Annotated in this window: 11 protein-coding genes; 7 read left to right on the top strand and 4 right to left on the bottom strand. The window is 58.5% G+C overall.

The genetic code is table 11. The features are described from left to right. Positions 1 to 164: 164 nt before the first annotated feature. On the bottom strand, positions 165 to 575 hold the full coding sequence (locus L8V22_RS05625) for a hypothetical protein (protein WP_238801300.1): 411 nt from the start codon (positions 573 to 575) through the stop codon (positions 165 to 167). Positions 576 to 874: 299 nt separating this feature from the next. Between L8V22_RS05625 and L8V22_RS05620 the strand changes: the two genes are divergently transcribed. From L8V22_RS05620 to L8V22_RS05590, 7 genes are all read left to right on the top strand, one after another. Beyond that, positions 875 to 2,275, top strand: a complete 1,401-nt coding sequence (locus L8V22_RS05620) for an NAD-dependent succinate-semialdehyde dehydrogenase (RefSeq protein WP_238801301.1) — start codon at positions 875 to 877, stop codon at positions 2,273 to 2,275. Between the two features lie 137 nt (positions 2,276 to 2,412). Continuing rightward, entirely contained in the window at positions 2,413 to 4,359 is a 1,947-nt protein-coding gene (locus L8V22_RS05615; RefSeq protein ID WP_238801302.1) for an alpha/beta hydrolase-fold protein, read from the top strand. Positions 4,360 to 4,361: 2 nt separating this feature from the next. Next, positions 4,362 to 4,793, top strand: a complete 432-nt coding sequence (locus L8V22_RS05610) for a hypothetical protein (protein ID WP_238801303.1) — start codon at positions 4,362 to 4,364, stop codon at positions 4,791 to 4,793. Positions 4,794 to 4,815: 22 nt separating this feature from the next. Then, on the top strand, positions 4,816 to 5,730 hold the full coding sequence (locus tag L8V22_RS05605) for a cutinase family protein (protein ID WP_238801305.1): 915 nt from the start codon (positions 4,816 to 4,818) through the stop codon (positions 5,728 to 5,730). 59 nt (positions 5,731 to 5,789) lie between these two features. Beyond that, positions 5,790 to 7,502 carry an AMP-binding protein gene (locus tag L8V22_RS05600; RefSeq protein ID WP_238801306.1) on the top strand — a complete coding sequence of 571 codons (1,713 nt, stop codon included), beginning with the start codon at positions 5,790 to 5,792 and terminating at the stop codon, positions 7,500 to 7,502. A gap of 79 nt (positions 7,503 to 7,581) precedes the next feature. Further along, complete coding sequence (locus tag L8V22_RS05595) at positions 7,582 to 12,279, top strand: type I polyketide synthase (RefSeq protein WP_238801308.1); 4,698 nt, start codon at positions 7,582 to 7,584, stop codon at positions 12,277 to 12,279. Beyond that, the gene (locus tag L8V22_RS05590; protein WP_238801309.1) at positions 12,254 to 13,810 is read left to right on the top strand and encodes an acyl-CoA carboxylase subunit beta; all 1,557 of its coding nucleotides are present in this window, start codon (positions 12,254 to 12,256) and stop codon (positions 13,808 to 13,810) included. The genes L8V22_RS05595 and L8V22_RS05590 overlap by 26 nt, the downstream gene beginning before the upstream one ends. 195 nt (positions 13,811 to 14,005) lie before the next feature. On the opposite strand, the gene L8V22_RS05585 is transcribed toward L8V22_RS05590, so the two are convergent. Genes L8V22_RS05585 through L8V22_RS05575 form a run of 3 tightly spaced genes read right to left on the bottom strand, consistent with a single transcriptional unit; the run spans position 14,006 to position 17,502 of the window. Next, complete coding sequence (locus L8V22_RS05585; protein WP_238801311.1) at positions 14,006 to 14,335, bottom strand: DUF3054 domain-containing protein; 330 nt, start codon at positions 14,333 to 14,335, stop codon at positions 14,006 to 14,008. Then, a complete protein-coding gene (locus L8V22_RS05580; RefSeq protein ID WP_238801312.1) occupies positions 14,332 to 15,348 on the bottom strand; it encodes a lysylphosphatidylglycerol synthase transmembrane domain-containing protein in 1,017 nt (338 codons plus the stop codon). Before L8V22_RS05580 ends, L8V22_RS05585 begins: the two co-directional genes overlap by 4 nt. After that, on the bottom strand, positions 15,349 to 17,502 hold the full coding sequence (locus L8V22_RS05575) for an MMPL family transporter (RefSeq protein ID WP_238801313.1): 2,154 nt from the start codon (positions 17,500 to 17,502) through the stop codon (positions 15,349 to 15,351). Between the last annotated feature and the right edge of the window lie 3 nt (positions 17,503 to 17,505).

Raw genomic sequence — 17,505 nt, 5'->3', positions numbered from 1 at the left:
CTTACCCCAATTTTGACCCTGGATAATAAAAGAGTGGGGTGAAACGAACGTATAAGTTCGTTTCACCCCACTCTTTCTGGGGCGCATGCCATACCTGCTGCTGTGCTGTATAGCGCTTTCAGTGTCCCTTATGTAGGGCAAGGCGCCGAGTGTCAGATGGTGGGTTAACCACCCAAAATGCTGCCTAGTGCGCTGAGATCCAGATCGGAAGATTGAAAGTCGTTCAGTAGCTCGGAAGAACCGTTCTCATTAAAGAATTCGGAAGAGCCAGCTCCGTTCAGTTGCTCGGAAGAACCGTTCTCATTAAAGAATTCGGAAGAGCCAGCTCCGTTCAGTAGCTCGGAGGAGCCATTCTCATTAAAGAATTCGGAAGAACCCAGGTCGCCGAAAGAGGATCCGCCAACCTCAAGGTTGACCTCTTCTGGGTAGGTTGGAGACGACAGTGGTGGAAGCTCCGGGAGGTTTACTTCCGGGAGCTTAATTTCTGGGAAGTTTCCCCCGGAAATTTGAACTAGTAGGTCTTTAATGGGACCAGAAACGATTTCGTTGATTTGGAGCAGTACGTCCATAGTCATTCCTTCGATCGTGGGGTTAGTACCAGCAGTAAGTTACCAGGTGTTACAAAAGAGTGCAACAGTTATATCTTAAAATATTAGCGTCAGGACGGGTTCTGAGAAGATATAGAGGGTGTCTCTTAGTGGTTCTCAAGTCGGATGTAGGTGCTTGATCTGTTGTTTGGCTTAAAAATAATTAGATTATTTGTTAAAGAGGGTTCCGTGGAGTTGTAACTCTAGCGTCCCTAGCCCAATCTAAAGTGAAGTAGCGTCTTATCATAAGCTTGCGTGGGTTGTGATCCGCGACTATACAGGGGCGCATGTTCGCCATTGAGAATCCAAGCACAGGCAAGAATGAAGACAAGTTTGAGCGCATCGATGATTCGCAGCGCGATGACATCCTAGACCGTTCCACCGAGGCCTACGATGCATGGCGTGGTACCCGCATCGAGGAGCGTGCTGCGATTTTGTCTCGTGCCGCAGACCTTTATGAAGAGCGCATTGACGAGTTGGCAGACCACATCGGCCGTGAAATGGGCAAGCTAACCCGTTGGGCAAAGGCCGAAGTGCAGATTGTTGCTGATATCTATCGCTACTATGCAGAGCATGCTCACGAGCTGCTTGCAGATGAGTACCTGCCGGCTCAGAACGCGCACAAGACCATGGTGCGCAAGGAACCGATTGGTCCATTGTTGGGCATTATGCCGTGGAACTTCCCGTACTACCAGGTAGCTCGCTTCGCGGCGCCTAACCTGCTGCTGGGCAACACTATCGTGCTGAAGCACGCTTCCATCTGCCCGCTGTCTTCCCAGGCATGTCAGGACATCTTGGAAGAGGCTGGCCTGCCGAAGGGTGCGTACATCAACATTTATGCTTCCGGCTCCCAGATGGATGCCTTCGTAGCGGATAAGCGCATCAAGGGCGTTTCTTTGACCGGCTCTGAGGGTGCGGGCGCTGCCGTGGCTAAGACCGCTGGTGAAAATTACAAGAAGTCCGTCCTGGAATTGGGCGGCAATGACCCGTTCCTGGTTATCGATGATGAGAACCTAGAGTGGGTACTGGATCAGTTCAACCTGATTCGCATGTACAACACCGGCCAGGCCTGCAATGCGCCGAAGCGCCTTATCGTTCTCGAGGACTTCTATGACCGCACCGTAGAGTACCTGGAAAAGAAGATCGGGGACATGAAGGTTGGCCCTTATAATGACGAGAATGCTGACATCGGACCGCTTTCGTCCATCGGCGCCCGCGATGAGATTGTGGAGCGCCTCGAAAAGGCCGCGGCCAACGGCGACGCCAAGATTCGCGTAGGCGGCAAGAAGATCGATCGCGAGGGCGCCTACATGGAGCCTACCCTGCTTACCGACGTCGACCCATCCGCCGACGTAGGCTGCAACGAGATCTTCGGCCCAGTGGCGATTGTGTACAAGGCCAAGGACGTCGAAGAGGCCATCGAGATTGCCAATAACTCTGAGTACGGTCTGTCTAGCTCCGTGTGGGGCACTGACTTGGATGCTGCGTTTGAAGTAGCCAACCAGCTCAACGATGGCATGACGTTTGTTAACGAGGCGTCGGTAACCGCAGCAGGCCTGCCATTCGGCGGCGTGAATCGCTCCGGCTATGGCCGCGAGTTGGCGCGCTGGGGCGTAGGCGAGTTCGTCAACGAGCACCTGTACCGCGTGAGCGGACAGGATAATCCGGGTAATTCCCCGGCAATGTAGCGGCGTGTCTGTCTAACGTAAGTCTCAAGTTCAACTTAAACTTGAGTACACGATAGACAGCTCACGCCGTAGGCATCGGTCCGGGGGAGGGGAACCCTCGGAAAGGTACCGCGGCAAATCTTCAAGGACGTTTACCTATGCGCAAAAGCACTTCCCCGAGCAAGGCTCGCAAGGGCCTTGCTGTGGCCGCAGTACCTACCGCCATCGCCGTGGGTTTGGCCCTGCTGCCAAACGCCACCGCACAATCTTCTGTAGGCGATCTCTCTTCCGCAATCGGCGGCGATTCCAGCCTGTCCGATCATTTCGCACCGAAGGATCCACCCGCCCGCACCCCGCTGAACACCGAATACCCGGATGTTAAGGGCTTGCCGGAGGGCGTGAAGATCAACCGCGTGGAGTACCTAACCAACCGCCACTTGATGGTCTACATCAAGTCTGCGGCGATGCCGGACAAAGAGCAGAAGGTGCAAATCCAGCTCGCCCGTGACTGGTACTCCCACCCAGAAAAGAAGTTCCCAGAGGTATGGGCACTGGATGGCCTGCGTGCACGTGACGATGAGTCCGGCTGGACCATTGAAACCAATATTTTGAACCAGTACGCCGACCGCAACGTCAACCTGATCATGCCGGTAGGCGGCGAGTCTTCCTTCTACTCGGACTGGGAGCAAGCAGACCGCGGTAAGCACTATATGTGGGAGACCTTCCTGACCAAGGAATTGATCCCGATCCTGGACAATGAGTACCGCTCCAACCACAAGCGCGCGGTAACCGGCCTGTCCATGGGCGGTACTGCCGCGATGAACCTGGCTGAGCGCAACCCGCACCTGTTTAGCTTCGTGGGTTCTTTCTCCGGCTACCTCGATACCACTACGCGTGGCATGCCGGAAGCCATCATGGCTTCGCAGCGCGATGCCGGCGGTTATGATTCCCGCAAGATGTGGGGCCAGCCGGGCTCCCAAAACTGGATCGACCATGATCCAAAGCTGGGCATTGAAAACCTGAAGGACATGAAGGTATATGTCTCCGCAGGTTCGGGCAAGGATGACTTTGGCAACGCCAACTCCGTGGCTAAGGGCCAGGCAAACCTCGCTGGCATGGGCTTGGAGGTCATCTCCCGTATGTCCACCCAGACCTATGTTGATTATGCGAAGCGCGCCAAGATTGACCCTGTGGTTAAGTTCCGCCCATCCGGCGTGCACAGCTGGGAATACTGGCAGTTTGAGATGCAGCAGGCATGGCCATACATCGCAGATGCATTGCAGATGGACAAGGCCGACCGCGGTGCGGACTGTGAGGCAATCGGTGCTATCGCTAAGGAGACTAAGAGCGGCGTTATTGGTTCTTGCTTGAATAATGAGTACGACGTCGCCAAGAAAGGCAAAGCCCAAGACTTCGAGACTGGTACCGCCTATTGGTCACCGGACACCGGTGCGCACGCCCTCTTCGGCCGTATTGGTGCTCGCTATGCCGAAATCGGCGGACCAACCTCCTGGCTTGGCTTCCCGAAGACCGGCGAGTCCAAGACATCGGACGGCAAGGGCCGCTTCGTACATTTTGAGCACGGCTCCATTTACTGGTCCCCGGAGACTGGTGCCTGGGAGATTACCGGCGATATGTTCCAGGCTTGGGGCAAAAATGGCTACGAAAAGGGCGACCTGAAGTACCCGACCGGCTCAGTAAAGAAGGTCGGTGAGGGCTATATGCAGGAATTCCAGAACGGAGTCCTTACCCGTAACCCGGATGGCTCCAACCAGGTAGTACACGGTGCTATCGGCGCCAAGTACAAGGACATGGGCGGCGCGGAGTCTGCGCTGGGCTTCCCGACGTCCGGCGAGAACGCCGTCAAGGGCGGCTTCTTCCAGACCTTTGAGAAGGGCAGCATCTACTGGTCCCCGAAGACTGGTGCGCACTACATCTTGAAGAGCAAGATTATGGACCGCTGGGGCAAGGCTGGCTGGGAGCAGGGCGAGTTCGGTTGGCCTACCTCTGACTACTCCGAGATTGCCGCTGGTGGCCTGAGCCAGGAATTCCAGCATGGCAAGATTAGTGAGGTCTTGGGCCAGGTTCGGACCGAGAAGAAGTAGTCATGCGCAAGCTAGTAGTAGTGGGCGCGGCGTTGTGCTTGACCCTTGCAGGTTGCGGTTCCGCCACTGTGGATAGCGAGCCTTCGCAGGAGACCGAGGTCGCGCCCCTCGAGCGGGAGTCGGATACCCCTACCTCAGCGGAAGAGACATCCTCTAAGGCACAGGAGGACCGCGGCGCACGCGAGATTTCTGAAATCCCGTCCGCTGAGGTGCCGGAATCGGAAGCCAAGTATCTGGGCAAGCTCAAAGATGCCGGCGTTAACGTTGATGGGGTAGAAGATCAGCTCCTCGGTGCGGGCAAAGCAGCCTGCGATGAGAATGAAGTCACCATCTCTGCGGTCGCCGGCCAGCTTGTTGAGCAGCAGCGGACCACGATGGACTTTGAGGAGCTTTCCAAGCTGATTACGGATTCCGCGCGTACAGGGATTTGCTAGGTTTACCTGGTACAACTAATTCATGAGAAAAACTATTACCGTCGTCGCAGTCCTCGTCGTTTTAGCTGTCATCGGCGTGGGCGCGTCGCGTTACCTCAACCAGGGCACCGACTCCCCAGCCCCGCGCCCCACAGAGCAGGCTGCGCCACCGCCGCAGCAGCAGCCCGACTGGTGCCCCCGTGTGGAGTTCATTTCCGCCCCGGGTACGTGGGAGTCTGCGGCTGACGACGACCCTATTAATCCTTCTGCTAATCCGCGCTCGTTCATGCTGTCTATAACGAAGCCGCTGCAGGAGGCCTACGGGGACGACGTGAAGGTCTGGACCCTTCCTTATACTGCGCAGTTTAAAAACATTAATGCGCAACATGAAATGAGCTACGACGATTCCCGCAATGAGGGAACCGCAAAGATGAATGATGAGCTGCGCGGTGTGCACGAGAGCTGCCCGGAGACCAAATTTATTTTGAGTGGCTTTTCTCAGGGTGCGGTCATTGCTGGTGACGTCGCTGATGAGATCGGTGGCGGCCAGGGTGCGGTGCCGGCGGAAAGCATTGCAGGTGTGGCTCTCATTGCAGATGGTCGCCGCCAAAACGGCGTTGGCCAAAACCCAGGCCGCAAGGTCGGCGGCGTGGGTGCGGAAATTGCCCTCCAGCCGGTATCCGGTTTGGTTCAGCCCATTGTTCCGGGTGCCTCCATGCGCGGTGCACGCCAGAATGGGTTCGGTAGCTTGGCGGATCGCACCTTCCAGATTTGCGCGCCCAATGATTCGGTCTGTGACGCCCCGCCGAACGTGTCTAATGCGCTGGAGCGTGCGCACGGTTTAATTGCCGCGAATGGCGTACATGCGCAGTATGCCTCCAATAGCGGAGTCATTGATGGCACAACGGCTAACCAGTGGGTAGTGGGCTGGGCCCGCCAGCTTATCGACGCCGCGTAACAACCATTTCCCCAACTCCGATAGTTTTATTGCCGAAACCATTCACTTAAGGAGAATCGATGGACCTGAAAGCGCAGATGGGGCAGTTCTTAGCGCCCGAGTTCACCTTGGCCCAGTTGGCAGAAAAGCTCTTCCAAGCGGAGACCAACCCAGACCGCGTGGTGATGCGCCAGTGGATCTACGGTGAAGAAGAAACCTGCCGGGAGCTTACCCGCTCGCAGGTCAATAACCGCATTAAGGTGGTGGCTGCACGCCTGCAGCAGGTAGCAGATCCTGGCACCCGCGTTGCCATCTTGGCTGGAAATTCACCGGAATACGTCTTTGGCTTCTTGGGCGCGCTGTACGCGGGCATGGTGCCGATTCCGCTTTATGACCCCAATGAACCGGGCCACGCGGACCACCTGAAGGCGGTATTCGGTGATTGCGAACCGTCCATCGTGGTGACGAATCGTGTATCGGCGGCAGCCGTGCGTAAGTACTTCTCTGCTCAACGCGAACGCCCGCGCGTCATTTCCATCGACGCCCTTCCTGATTCCTTGGCTGGCTCCTGGACACCCGTGGAGGGAACCGCAGAGGACACTGCCTTCCTGCAGTACACGTCCGGTTCTACCCGTACCCCGGCCGGCGTGGAGCTCACCAATCGAGCGATCATCACCAATGTTGCGCAGATCTTCCAAGCACTGCAATTGCAGATGCCGGCTCGCATCGTCTCCTGGCTGCCAATGCACCACGATATGGGCATCATTTTGGCCGTATTCGTTACCATTTTGGGTTTGGACTTCGAGATGATGACCCCACGTGATTTCATCCAGCATCCGGATCGCTGGGTACGGCGGCTTACCGCAAGTAGTCAGGCCACCTATGCAGCCATCCCTAACTTTGCGCTGGAGCTTGCCGCACGTCATGCCAAGGATGCGGATTTCTCGCACGTGGCAGGCATCATTATTGGCTCCGAACCGGTGACGGAATCGGCCGTGGACTCCTTCCTTAATGCCTTTAGCGTCGATCGTTCCGTACTTCGCCCGTCCTATGGTCTGGCAGAAGCGGCGCTGATTGTAGCTACCCCGCAAACCGAAAAGCGCCCAGTCATATCGCACTTTAATCGCTCAGAGTTGGCCGCCGGTCGCGCTGTCATTCAGGACAAATCCGACGCCACCGTCGCCTACGCATCCAATGGCCAGTGTGTGCCGCATCAGCACCTCGCCATCGTAGACCCGGAAACTCGCGCCGAGGTTAAAAATGGCATTATTGGAGAAATCTGGGTCCACGGTCCCAACATGGCCACCGGCTACCTCAACCGTTCAGAGGAAACTGCTGCCACTTTCCGGAATACGCTGGGTGAGCGTCAACAGGAAGGCCTACCAGAGGATGACTATTGGATGGCCACCGGAGATTTGGCAGTCATTGTTGATGGTGAGCTGTATATCACTGGTCGCCTGAAGGACCTCATCGTCATTGCTGGGCGCAACCACTATCCGCAGGATATTGAGGGCACGGTGCAAGCGGCTTCCGCTCAGGTACGCCCAGACTCCGTGGCTGCTTTCTCTGTGGAAGGCGGTGACTCTGAGTCTCTCGTACTGCTGGTGGAGCGCGCCGATGATGCGCAGCCGGCCGGCGATGCCGAGGCAACTGAGGCCATCCGCACCGCTGTCACCTCGCATCATGGCATTACGCCAGATGACATCGTGTGGAAAACACCTGGCGAAATCAATCGCACCTCCTCCGGCAAGATTGCGCGCCGCGTAGCTAAGAAGAACTATGTGGGAATCTGATTTATCGCTAACAAAGTGACAAAATATAGCGATATACCCCCATGCCATTTAGTAATATCCCGTAACGAAAGACCTTTTTATGACCATCGAGCAACTGCGAGCATGGCTGCGTGACTGGGTCGCCCAGACCACCGGTGTTTCCCCCGAAGAGATCCTAGATTCCAAGCCCCTGGAAAACTATGGTCTTTCTTCGCGGGATGCTGTAGTGCTATCCGGCGAACTGGAAAATCTACTCGGTACCCGCCTCGATGCCACTGTGGCATATGAATACCCCACCATCGAGCTGCTGGCGGATCGCCTGCTGAACGCACCAACTGCACCCCAGCCCGAGGAGCACGCTCCGCAGATCGCACAGGGATCCGACGTTGCGGTGATTGGTCTTTCCGGCCGCTTCCCGGGAGCAAAGAACGCCCAAGAATTCTGGTCCATGCTGGCAGAGTCGCGCGCAGGAACCGGTCCGCTCCCAGTGGGCCGGTGGTCCGAGTACTCTGCTGACCCAGTGATGAGCGAAAAAATCGCCCAGCAAAATACCGATGGCGGTTATATCGAAGACATCGCCTCCTTCGACGCTGAATTCTTTGGCCTGTCCCCTCTTGAAGCTGCCAATATGGACCCGCAGCAGCGCATCCTGCTGGAGTTAGTGTGGGAAGCGCTCGAAAACGCTGGTGTTCCTGCTAACGAGCTGCGTGGCACGCAGACTGGTGTGTACATGGGATCGACCAATAATGACTATGGCATGCTCATCGGTGCCGATTCTGCCGAGATGCATCCTTATGCGCTGACCGGCATTTCTTCTGCCGTGGTGGCCAATCGCATTTCCTACGCCCTGGATTTCCGTGGCCCTTCCATCAACGTGGACACGGCCTGCTCCTCTTCCCTTGTTGCGGTAAACCAGGCGATGAAGGATCTGCGCACGGGTAGCGCAGACGTGGCACTGGCTGGCGGCGTGAATATCTTGGCTGCCCCGCATGCATCCACGGCGTTCTCGGAGTTGGGCGTGACCTCTCCGACGAGTGCCATTCATGCCTTTTCTGACGACGCCGATGGCATCGTGCGTGCCGACGCCGCCGGCGTCCTCGTGCTTAAGCGTTTGGAGGACGCGGAAGCGGACGGCGACGATATCTTAGCCGTCATCAAGGGCTCAGCCGTCAACTCCGATGGCCACTCCAACGGCCTGACCGCCCCGAACCCGGAAGCACAGGAAGATGTGCTGCGCCGCGCCTATGCCGATGCGGGCGTGAATCCGCAAGACGTGGACTATATTGAGGCCCACGGCACTGGCACCATCCTGGGCGATCCGATCGAGGCCTCTGCATTGGGGCGCGTGCTCGGCGTAGGGCGCGGGGACGATACTCCTATTTTGCTTGGTTCTGCCAAGACCAATATCGGCCACTCCGAATCCGCCGCGGGCGTGGTGGGCCTCATCAAGGTCATCCAGGCAATGCGCAATGATGTGATTCCGGCGAATATCAATTACTCGGCGCCGAATCGCTATATCGATTTCGAGACCGAGCACCTCGAAGTGGTTGAAGATCCACGCGAGTGGCCCGAGTACTCCGGCCGCAAGGTCGCTGGCGTATCCGGCTTCGGCTTTGGTGGCACCAATGCGCACGTCGTGCTCACTGATTACCGCGGCACCCCGGCCGAGCGCGAGCCGCAGCTTTCCACCGAAACGGTCGCGTTGCCGGTCTCTGGCCTCTTGCCATCGCGCCGGGCACGCGCTGCGGCCCTGTTGGCGGACTTCATTGAGGCGGAAAAGCCCGCGCTTGTCGACGTCGCCCGTACCATTGCCCGCCGCAATCACTCCCGCTCCCGCGCCGTCGTGATGGCTAGCTCTACCGAAGAAGCGGTCAAGCGCTTGCGTCAGGTGGCTGAGGGGAAGGTATCCGTCGGTATCGCTGCTGCGGATTCGCCGCAGGTCCCGGGCCCGGTATTCGTGTACTCCGGTTTCGGCTCCCAGCATCGCAAGATGGCTAAGGATATGATTGCGCTTTCGCCACAGTTCAAGGCCCGTTTGGAAGAGCTGGACGCCATCGTAGACTTCGAATCCGGGTGGTCCATCCTCGATATCGTTGAAGACGATGCCCAGACCTATGACACCGAGACCGCCCAGGTGGCCATTACCGCTATCCAGATCGCGTTGACGGACTTGCTCGCTTCCTTTGGCGTGCGCCCAGCCGGCGTGATGGGCATGTCCATGGGCGAGATTGCCGCGGCCTATGCCGCAGGCGGCATTTCCGCCGAGGACGCCATGGTGATTGCCTGCCACCGGGCGCGGTTAATGGGTGAGGGTGAGGCGTCGCTAAGCGACGCCGAGCAAGGAGCCATGGCTGTAGTAGAGCTCTCGGCCGAAGATATTGCTGCGCTCGACGGAAATATCGAGCCCGCCGTATACACCGGCCCCGGTATGACCACCGTGGGCGGTCCGCGCCAAGAGGTGCTGGACCTGGTGGAAAAGCTCGATGGCGAAGGCAAATTCGCCCGCGCCCTCAATGTGAAGGCGGCCGGGCATACCTCGGCTGTGGATCCTATCCTGGGCGAGCTGCATGCAGCCATTGCCGGCATGGAAGCCAAGCCGCTGCACACTCCGCTGTTTTCCTCCGTGGATAAGGGCAAGGTCTATCGTCCTGGGACCACCGTGCACGATGAGGATTACTGGCTGCGCATGACCCGCCACTCGGTCTACCTGCAGGATGCCACCGAGGCGGCTTTCGCTGCCGGCCACACTCAGCTGGTAGAAATCTCGCCAAACCCGGTTGCACTCATGGGGCTAATGTCCACCGCCTTTGCCGTGGGCAAGGCCGATGCGCAGCTGCTGTATGCGTTGAAGCGCAAGGTAGATCCCACCGAGTCACTCCTAGACTTGCTCAGCAAGCTCTATGTCACTGGCATGCCGGTGGATTTTGGCGCGGTCTTTGGTTCTGGCGCGCGCGTAGAGGCGCCTTATACCCAGTTCAACCGCCAGCGTTTCTGGACCAATGCGCGTCCTTCGGCTGGCGTATCCGGCCTGCCGGGCGCACGCGTTAACTTGCCAGAGGGCAAGGTTGCCTTCTCCACCAATGCAGACCAGGCGCCGTCTGCGCTGGCCATCGTGGAGGCTGCGGCCGAGGCCGTCAAGCCTGGAGCACGCATCATTGCCACCGAAGAGCACGCTGACCTGCCGCCGCGTGGCGAGGTTACTACGGTGGTAAGCCAGTCCATCGGCGGCATGTCCGTGGCTGTCTACGCTGTTCGTGGTATGCAGACTGAGCTCTTGGCGGAAGGTTTTGCCTCCGCTTTGGACTTGGGTGTGGCGCCAATCCCCGGCGTGGCTGATGTGCCCGAAAGCGCGCCTGCAGCGACGGAAGAAGTCGACGCCGTGCGCTGGGACCCCACGGAGGAAACCGTAGAGGACCGCCTCGCGCTCATCGTTTCTGAGTCCATGGGCTATGACGTCTCTGACCTGCCCCGAGAGCTGCCGCTCATTGACCTGGGCCTGGATTCCCTGATGGGTATGCGCATTAAGAATCGCGTGGAAAATGACTTCCAGATTCCGCCGCTGCAGGTGCAGGCGCTGCGTGACGCCTCCCTGGCAGACGTCATCGCCATGGTGGAAGAGGCCGTAGCTGGCGGCAGTGTGGATACCAGTGAGATCGCTACTGAAGACACGCCGGCGCCAGAAGAAGACGAGCCTGGCCAGGGCGTGGGCGTTGCCCCGCGCGATGCCTCCGAGCGCATGGTCTTTGGCACCTGGGCTACCTTTACTGGCAAGGCCGCAGCGGGTGTTACCTCTGCGCTGCCAGAGTTAAGCGAAGAGGTAGCGACCCAGATTGCCGAGCGCCTCACCGAACGCGCAGGCATCGAAGTCACTGCCCAGCAGGTCCATGAGGCTGAGTCCTTGGAAAGCCTGGCTGACTTGGTCCGTGAAGGACTAGAGACCGAGGTAGAAGGCAATATCCGCGTGCTGCGCGAAGCCGACGGCCCCGCCGTATTTATGTTCCACCCAGCCGGTGGCACCACGGTGGTCTACCAGCCGCTAACCCGCCGCCTGCCCGAGGATGTGGCTGTCTACGGAGTCGAGCGCATCGAGGGTTCGCTAGAGGAGCGAGCCAAGGTCTATGTCGAGGACATCCTGCACTACGCTCGTGGCCGCAAGGTCGTGCTCGGTGGTTGGTCCTTCGGTGGCGCGCTGGCCTACGAGGTGGCCTACCAATTGCAAAAGCGCACCCAGGACTCGGTGGAGGTGGCGTTTATTGCGCTGCTGGATACCACCCAGCCGTCCCACCCGGCCCCGGATACCCCGGAGGAAACCCGAGCCCGCTGGGAGCGCTACGCGGCCTTTGCCAAGAAGACCTACGGATTGGACTTTGAGCCGCCGTACGAGATGCTCGAGACCATGGGCGAGGATGCGCTCATGACAATGCTGGCAGAGTTCCTCGCTACTACCGACGCCTCCGAGCACGGCCTTTCCGCCGGCGTTCTGGAGCACCAGCGTGCTTCCTTCGTGGACAACCAGATCTTGGCCAAGATTGACTTCCATCGCTGGGCCGATGTTTCCGTGCCGGTTCTGCTTTTCCGCTCCGAGCGCATGCACGACGGTGCGATCGAGCTGGAGCCGCGCTACGCTGAGATTGACCCCGACGGCGGTTGGGGAGTTATCGTTAAGGATCTAGAAATTGTGCAGCTGCAAGGCGATCACCTTGCAGTGCCGGACGAGCCGGCCATCGGCATCGTAGGCAAGCATATGGACGAATGGATCGAGGAGAAGATACGTGGCGGCCAAGCAGACAACCGCTGAGAAACTCGCTGACCTGCGCGAGCGCCTAGACAAGGCGCAGGACCCAGGCAGTGAGCGCTCCCGCAAGCGCCGCGACGAGGCTGGGCGTACCACGCCTCGTCAACGCATCAATGAATTGCTGGATGAGGGGTCCTTCGTCGAAACGGGTTCCTTGGGCAAAACCCCTGGCGACCCGGATGCTATCTACTCCGATGGCGTGGTCACCGGTTATGGCCGCATCTCCGGCCGCCCCGTGTGCATCTACGCTCACGATAAGACCGTCTACGGCGGCTCTGTCGGTGTGACCTTTGGCAAGAAAGTTACCGAGGTCATGGACATGGCAATCAAGATTGGCTGCCCCGTAATCGGTATTCAGGATTCCGGCGGCGCCCGTATCCAGGATGCGGTGACCTCGCTGGCCATGTATTCCGAGATTGCCCGCCGCCAGCTGCCGCTGTCTGGCCGCAGTCCGCAGATTTCCATCATGATGGGTAAATCTGCCGGTGGCGCAGTTTATGCCCCTGTGACCACGGACTTTGTCATTGCCGTGGACCAGGAAGCGGAAATGTATGTCACGGGCCCAAACGTTATTCGTGAGGTCACCGGTGAGGACGTTACCTCTGCCGAGCTGGGTGGCGCTCGCCAGCAGGAGCTCAACGGCAATGTTTCGGCCGTAGTTCCTTCTGAGGAAGACGCTTTTGACATGGTGCGCGATCTCTTGGACCACCTGCCGCTAACCTGCTTTGATGAGGCCCCAGAATTCGCCGCGCCTTCCGATGCCGACGTGGCCGAGGACGAAGACCTCAACTCCTTCATGCCGGATGACACTAATGCCGGCTACGACATGCTGGACCTGTTGACCCAGCTGGGCGATGACGAGGACATCATTGAAATTCAGGAGAATTTTGCGCCCAATATGATCACCGCCTTCGGGCGCATTGATGGCAAGACGGTGGGATTTGTAGCCAATAATCCCATGCACCTGGCAGGCTGCATCGATGCTGATGCCGCCGATAAGGGCGCGCGTTTTATCCGCATTTGCGATGCCTACAATATCCCGCTGGTTTTCGTGGTGGATACCCCGGGCTACCTACCAGGCGTAGAGCAGGAAAAGGTGGGCCTTATTCACCGCGGCGCCAAGTTTGCTTTCGCCGTGGTAGAAGCCACCGTGCCGAAGGTCTCGCTCATCGTGCGCAAGGCCTATGGCGGTGCTTATGCCGTGATGGGTTCGAAGAACCTGACCGGTGATATTAACTTGGCGTGGCCGACCGCGCAGATCGCCGTCATGGGTGCGGCCGCCGCCGTGGTGATGATCGCCGGTAAGCAATTAGACGCCGCCGAGACCCCTGAGCAGCGCGAGATGACCAAAAAGATGTTCATGGACTTCTACGATGAGACCATGACCGCTCCCTATGTCGCCGCCGAGCGCGGTTACCTAGACGCTATGATTCAGCCGAATCAATCCCGGTTGGCTCTCCGCCAAGCGCTGCGGCAGCTGGCAACGAAGCAGGAAAACGATCTGCCGAAGAAGCACACCATTGCCCCAATGTAACGTCGTGTGCTTGGATTAGCGATAGGAATATAAAGTCCCAATCCTAGGCAAGGAGTTATTTATGATTCTATCTAGCGCTGTAGACATCATTAGCGAGATCATTGGTTTCGTTGTCGATATGCTCAACCATGCAGGCGTACCGGTAAGCTTCAAGTAAACCGAGCAAAAATGAGGAGGGTTTTACCCTCCTTATTTTTATTTGCGGGCGAAAAGCCGCCAGCCAAAGAAGAATAGCGCGGACATAGCGGTTGCCACGATGAGGAAGCTCCAGTGTGGTAGCCGGCCATTCACCAACATCCACAGGGCCATGCCACCCACGACGGTGCTCAACCAGACAACGCCGCCTTCTTTCCACTTGCCCTGCACCTTGGCGGCCAGGATGATAGCCCAGCCGATGAGCGCGCCGATGGCCCATGGCCAAAAGGCATCAACCCAGGTGGAAAAACTTAGTCCGCCGTGGGCGAGGCGGGCGGCCACAGCAAAGAGCATCAGGGCGATGATATCGATGACGGGGGCGATTCTCATGCATTTTCCTTTCGATTCAAGGCGGCGTAGGTAATGCCCTTGCGAGCATAGTGCCAGAAGTAGATTACCCAGCCAATGATTGTGATGAGGGCAAAGGAAATCAGGCGGTAGATAATTGCCGCCCCGGTTGCATCCACCGCGGTCATACCGGTGGCAACCAGGGTGGCAATGATGGCGGCCTCGACCGTGCCGAGGCCAGCGGGCGTGACCTGGGCAGAGCCGGCCAGCTTGGCTGTAAGATACGCCAGTCCTACGCCGGCCATCGTCGTTGTGTCCTCACCCGCGTGCAGGGCAGGTAGGTGGCCGGTCACGGCCCACACACAGCCCCACAGCGAGACCATATCGATGAGGCGGTTGGCCAGGGAATAAAAGGAAACCCAGGCGAATTGGCGGCGGTTGAGGTGAACCTCTTCCAGATTTTTGACCTGGTCCACGAGGGCTTCGCGCTTGGAGCCTTTAATGAGCTTCTGGCGGTTGAGCCAGCGGATGATGGTATCAGGGTGATTGGTTAGCCAAAAAAGGCCGCCGGAAAGCGCCAGCATGAGAACCAGGGTGCCAATGAGGGACCACAGCGCCATATCGGCATTGAGGAAGAGCACGCCGCCTAAGCCGATGAGTACGAGCCACATGGTGGAAATGGCCGAAGACAGCACGAAGAACCAACCACAGAGCATGACGGAAGCACCCCACGTGCGTTGCACGTAGAAGGTGAGGATGGCGGAAAAGGCCGGGCCCGCTGGAAGCGTGGTGGACCAAGCATTAGCCGCCAGCGTAAGGGCGGACGTCTCCGAGGCTGGCACATGTACGCCGCCGGCGCGAATGAGCAGGCGCATGACTTCACCCATGGCAAGGACCGCCAGAATAGAGGCGACGACTACCAATGCTACCGCGGCAGGGGCGGAATGAGACAGCCGCGAGAAGCCTTCGCGCAGGAAGTCCAACTCATCGCGGAAGACATAAATCAGGATAAGCAGGACGATGAGCGAGGCGATAAGCCGCAGCCAGTTTTTCACTTATTTATCTCCTTCGAGGCGTTGTTTGAGCTCAGAGAAGGGAATAGTTTTGCTGCGGTGTCTTGCGCCGCCGGTCAAAACGGTGGTGGCGTGGCGCAGCCAGCTAGGTGCCCACCAGTTATCTTCGCGCAGCAGGTGCATGACGGCGGGAACGAGGAGCATGCGGACAATGGTGGCGTCGATAAGCAGGGCAAAAATCATGCCATAAGCGATGTATTTCATCATCACGATATCGGAGAAGCCGAACGCGCCAGAGACCACGATCATAATGAGCGCCGCCGCGGTAATAATGCCGCCCGTATGCGCGGTACCGGCCGCGATGGCCTCGTCGGTCGAAGCGCCACGCCGTCGCGCCTCCACCATGCGGGAAACCAAGAAGACCTCATAGTCGGTGGACAGGCCGTAAACAATGGCGATGATAAGCACCAAGATGGGGCTCATGAGGGGGCCAGGGGTGAAGTTGAGAGCGCTCGAGCCAAGGCCAGTAACGAACATCAGGGTCAAGATGCCCAGCGTAGCCCCCAAGGTCAAAAGCGTCATCACGATGGCCTTGAGTGGCAGCACGAAGGAACCGAATACCAGCGCCATGAGCAGGAACGTGGCCAGCACCACGTAGAGTGCCATCCAGGGCAGCTTGTGGAACAGCGCATCAAGGGATTCCACTTCCATGGCAGGCGTGCCGCCCACATAGAGGTTTACGCCTTCGGGAGCTTTGACCTTTTCCAGCTCGTGCACGATTTTCGCATAATCATCGCGGTCCTCGATACCGGCGGAAAGGACGGTGGTTCCCTCCTTGGTTGCCGTCGTCGGCGCCATGGGCTCGGTGAGGCCATCGAGGCCACGGACTTGCATGACGACGTCGACAAGCTGCTGGTTCGATGCATTCTCCACAACGAGTTTGACTGGCTCCGTGCGGAAGGCGGGGAATTCCTCGTTGAATTTATCCTGTGCCACGCGGGTGTCCTGGTCCGGTGGCAGGTAGGACTCGTTGATGCCGCCGAAGGTGATGCTCATGATAGGCAGGGTCAATGCGATGAGCAGGCCACACACGGCGATGGTTAGCCCGCGGGCATGGCGCATCGCCCAGCGCGGCAGCTTGTACCACCAGGTGTCTTGAATCGTGCGCGCCGTCCGAGAGGTGCGGCGTACCGACCAGGTATCGATCTTGGGGCCGAGCATGCCAAAAATGGAGGGCAGCACGGTGACCGAAAGTAGTGCTGCTAGCCCCACGGCGGAGATGGAACCATAGGCCACAGACTTGAGGAAGGCCTGGGGGAAGAGGAAAAGGCCGGAAAGCGCAACGGCAACCATAGCCGCAGAGAAAACCACGGTTTGGCCGGCCGTTGCAGTGGTGGTGGCCACGGCTTCCTCGGTGGAGCGGCCCTTATCCAACTCTTCGCGGAAGCGCGAGACCATAAAGAGGCCATAATCGATGGCAAGGCCGAGGCCCAGCAGCGTGACAACGGCTTGGGCAAAGACATTTACCTGCGAGAAACCAGCCAGGATGGACAGGATCCCCAGCGAGCCCAGGATGGAGAGACCACCGACTACAAGCGGCATGCAGGCCGCAACGACGGAACCAAAGACCACCAGTAGGAGGATGCCTACCAGTGGCAGCGCAGCCTTTTCGGCGCGGGAGATGTCATGGGACATTCCCTCATCCAGCGCATCTGCAACTGCGGTAGCTCCCGCGATCTCCACTGGGGCGGAGGTATCCGTCAGCGCGTCCTCGATGGTGCGGAAATCCTTCAGCGTCTGCTCGTCATCGCCTTTGAGACCGATGGCGGCGAAAGCTAGGGAGTGATCGTCATTGACCAGGTTTGGATTCTTCGTGTCGAAGTAACTGGTTACCGAGTCAATCTGGTCCGGATACTCCGCTTTCAGCTGCGCCAAGTGCTGCTTGGCGGCGTCGAAATTCTCATCGGGGGAGTGGAAGAGCAGGATAACATCGCCGGAGTTATCGCGGCCGAATGTTTCCTGCTCGATTTGGGCCGCGCTTGTCGAGGCCGCATTGGGATCCTCCCAGCCCTCCTGGCTCATGCGGTCTTCGAGCTGCAAGCCAAAACCGATGAATAGAGCGAGGATGGCAGCGACGATGACGGCGGGGATGAGCCGGCGGTGCGCATAGGAAAAACGTCCCCACTTTTCAAACATTGG

This window comes from Corynebacterium yonathiae, from assembly GCF_027570195.1.
GTDB lineage: Bacteria > Actinomycetota > Actinomycetes > Mycobacteriales > Mycobacteriaceae > Corynebacterium > Corynebacterium yonathiae.
This window is presented reverse-complemented; position numbering and strand designations above follow the sequence as displayed.

What these genes read in the sequence shown, in the direction of transcription:
- L8V22_RS05625 (WP_238801300.1), bottom strand. Translation starts at nt 575, where the DNA reads ATGACTATGGACGTACTGCTCCAAATCAACGAAATCGTTTCTGGTCCC.
- L8V22_RS05620 (WP_238801301.1), top strand. Translation starts at nt 875, where the DNA reads ATGTTCGCCATTGAGAATCCAAGCACAGGCAAGAATGAAGACAAGTTT.
- L8V22_RS05615 (WP_238801302.1), top strand. Translation starts at nt 2,413, where the DNA reads ATGCGCAAAAGCACTTCCCCGAGCAAGGCTCGCAAGGGCCTTGCTGTG.
- L8V22_RS05610 (WP_238801303.1), top strand. Translation starts at nt 4,362, where the DNA reads ATGCGCAAGCTAGTAGTAGTGGGCGCGGCGTTGTGCTTGACCCTTGCA.
- L8V22_RS05605 (WP_238801305.1), top strand. Translation starts at nt 4,816, where the DNA reads ATGAGAAAAACTATTACCGTCGTCGCAGTCCTCGTCGTTTTAGCTGTC.
- L8V22_RS05600 (WP_238801306.1), top strand. Translation starts at nt 5,790, where the DNA reads ATGGACCTGAAAGCGCAGATGGGGCAGTTCTTAGCGCCCGAGTTCACC.
- L8V22_RS05595 (WP_238801308.1), top strand. Translation starts at nt 7,582, where the DNA reads ATGACCATCGAGCAACTGCGAGCATGGCTGCGTGACTGGGTCGCCCAG.
- L8V22_RS05585 (WP_238801311.1), bottom strand. Translation starts at nt 14,335, where the DNA reads ATGAGAATCGCCCCCGTCATCGATATCATCGCCCTGATGCTCTTTGCT.
- L8V22_RS05575 (WP_238801313.1), bottom strand. Translation starts at nt 17,502, where the DNA reads ATGTTTGAAAAGTGGGGACGTTTTTCCTATGCGCACCGCCGGCTCATC.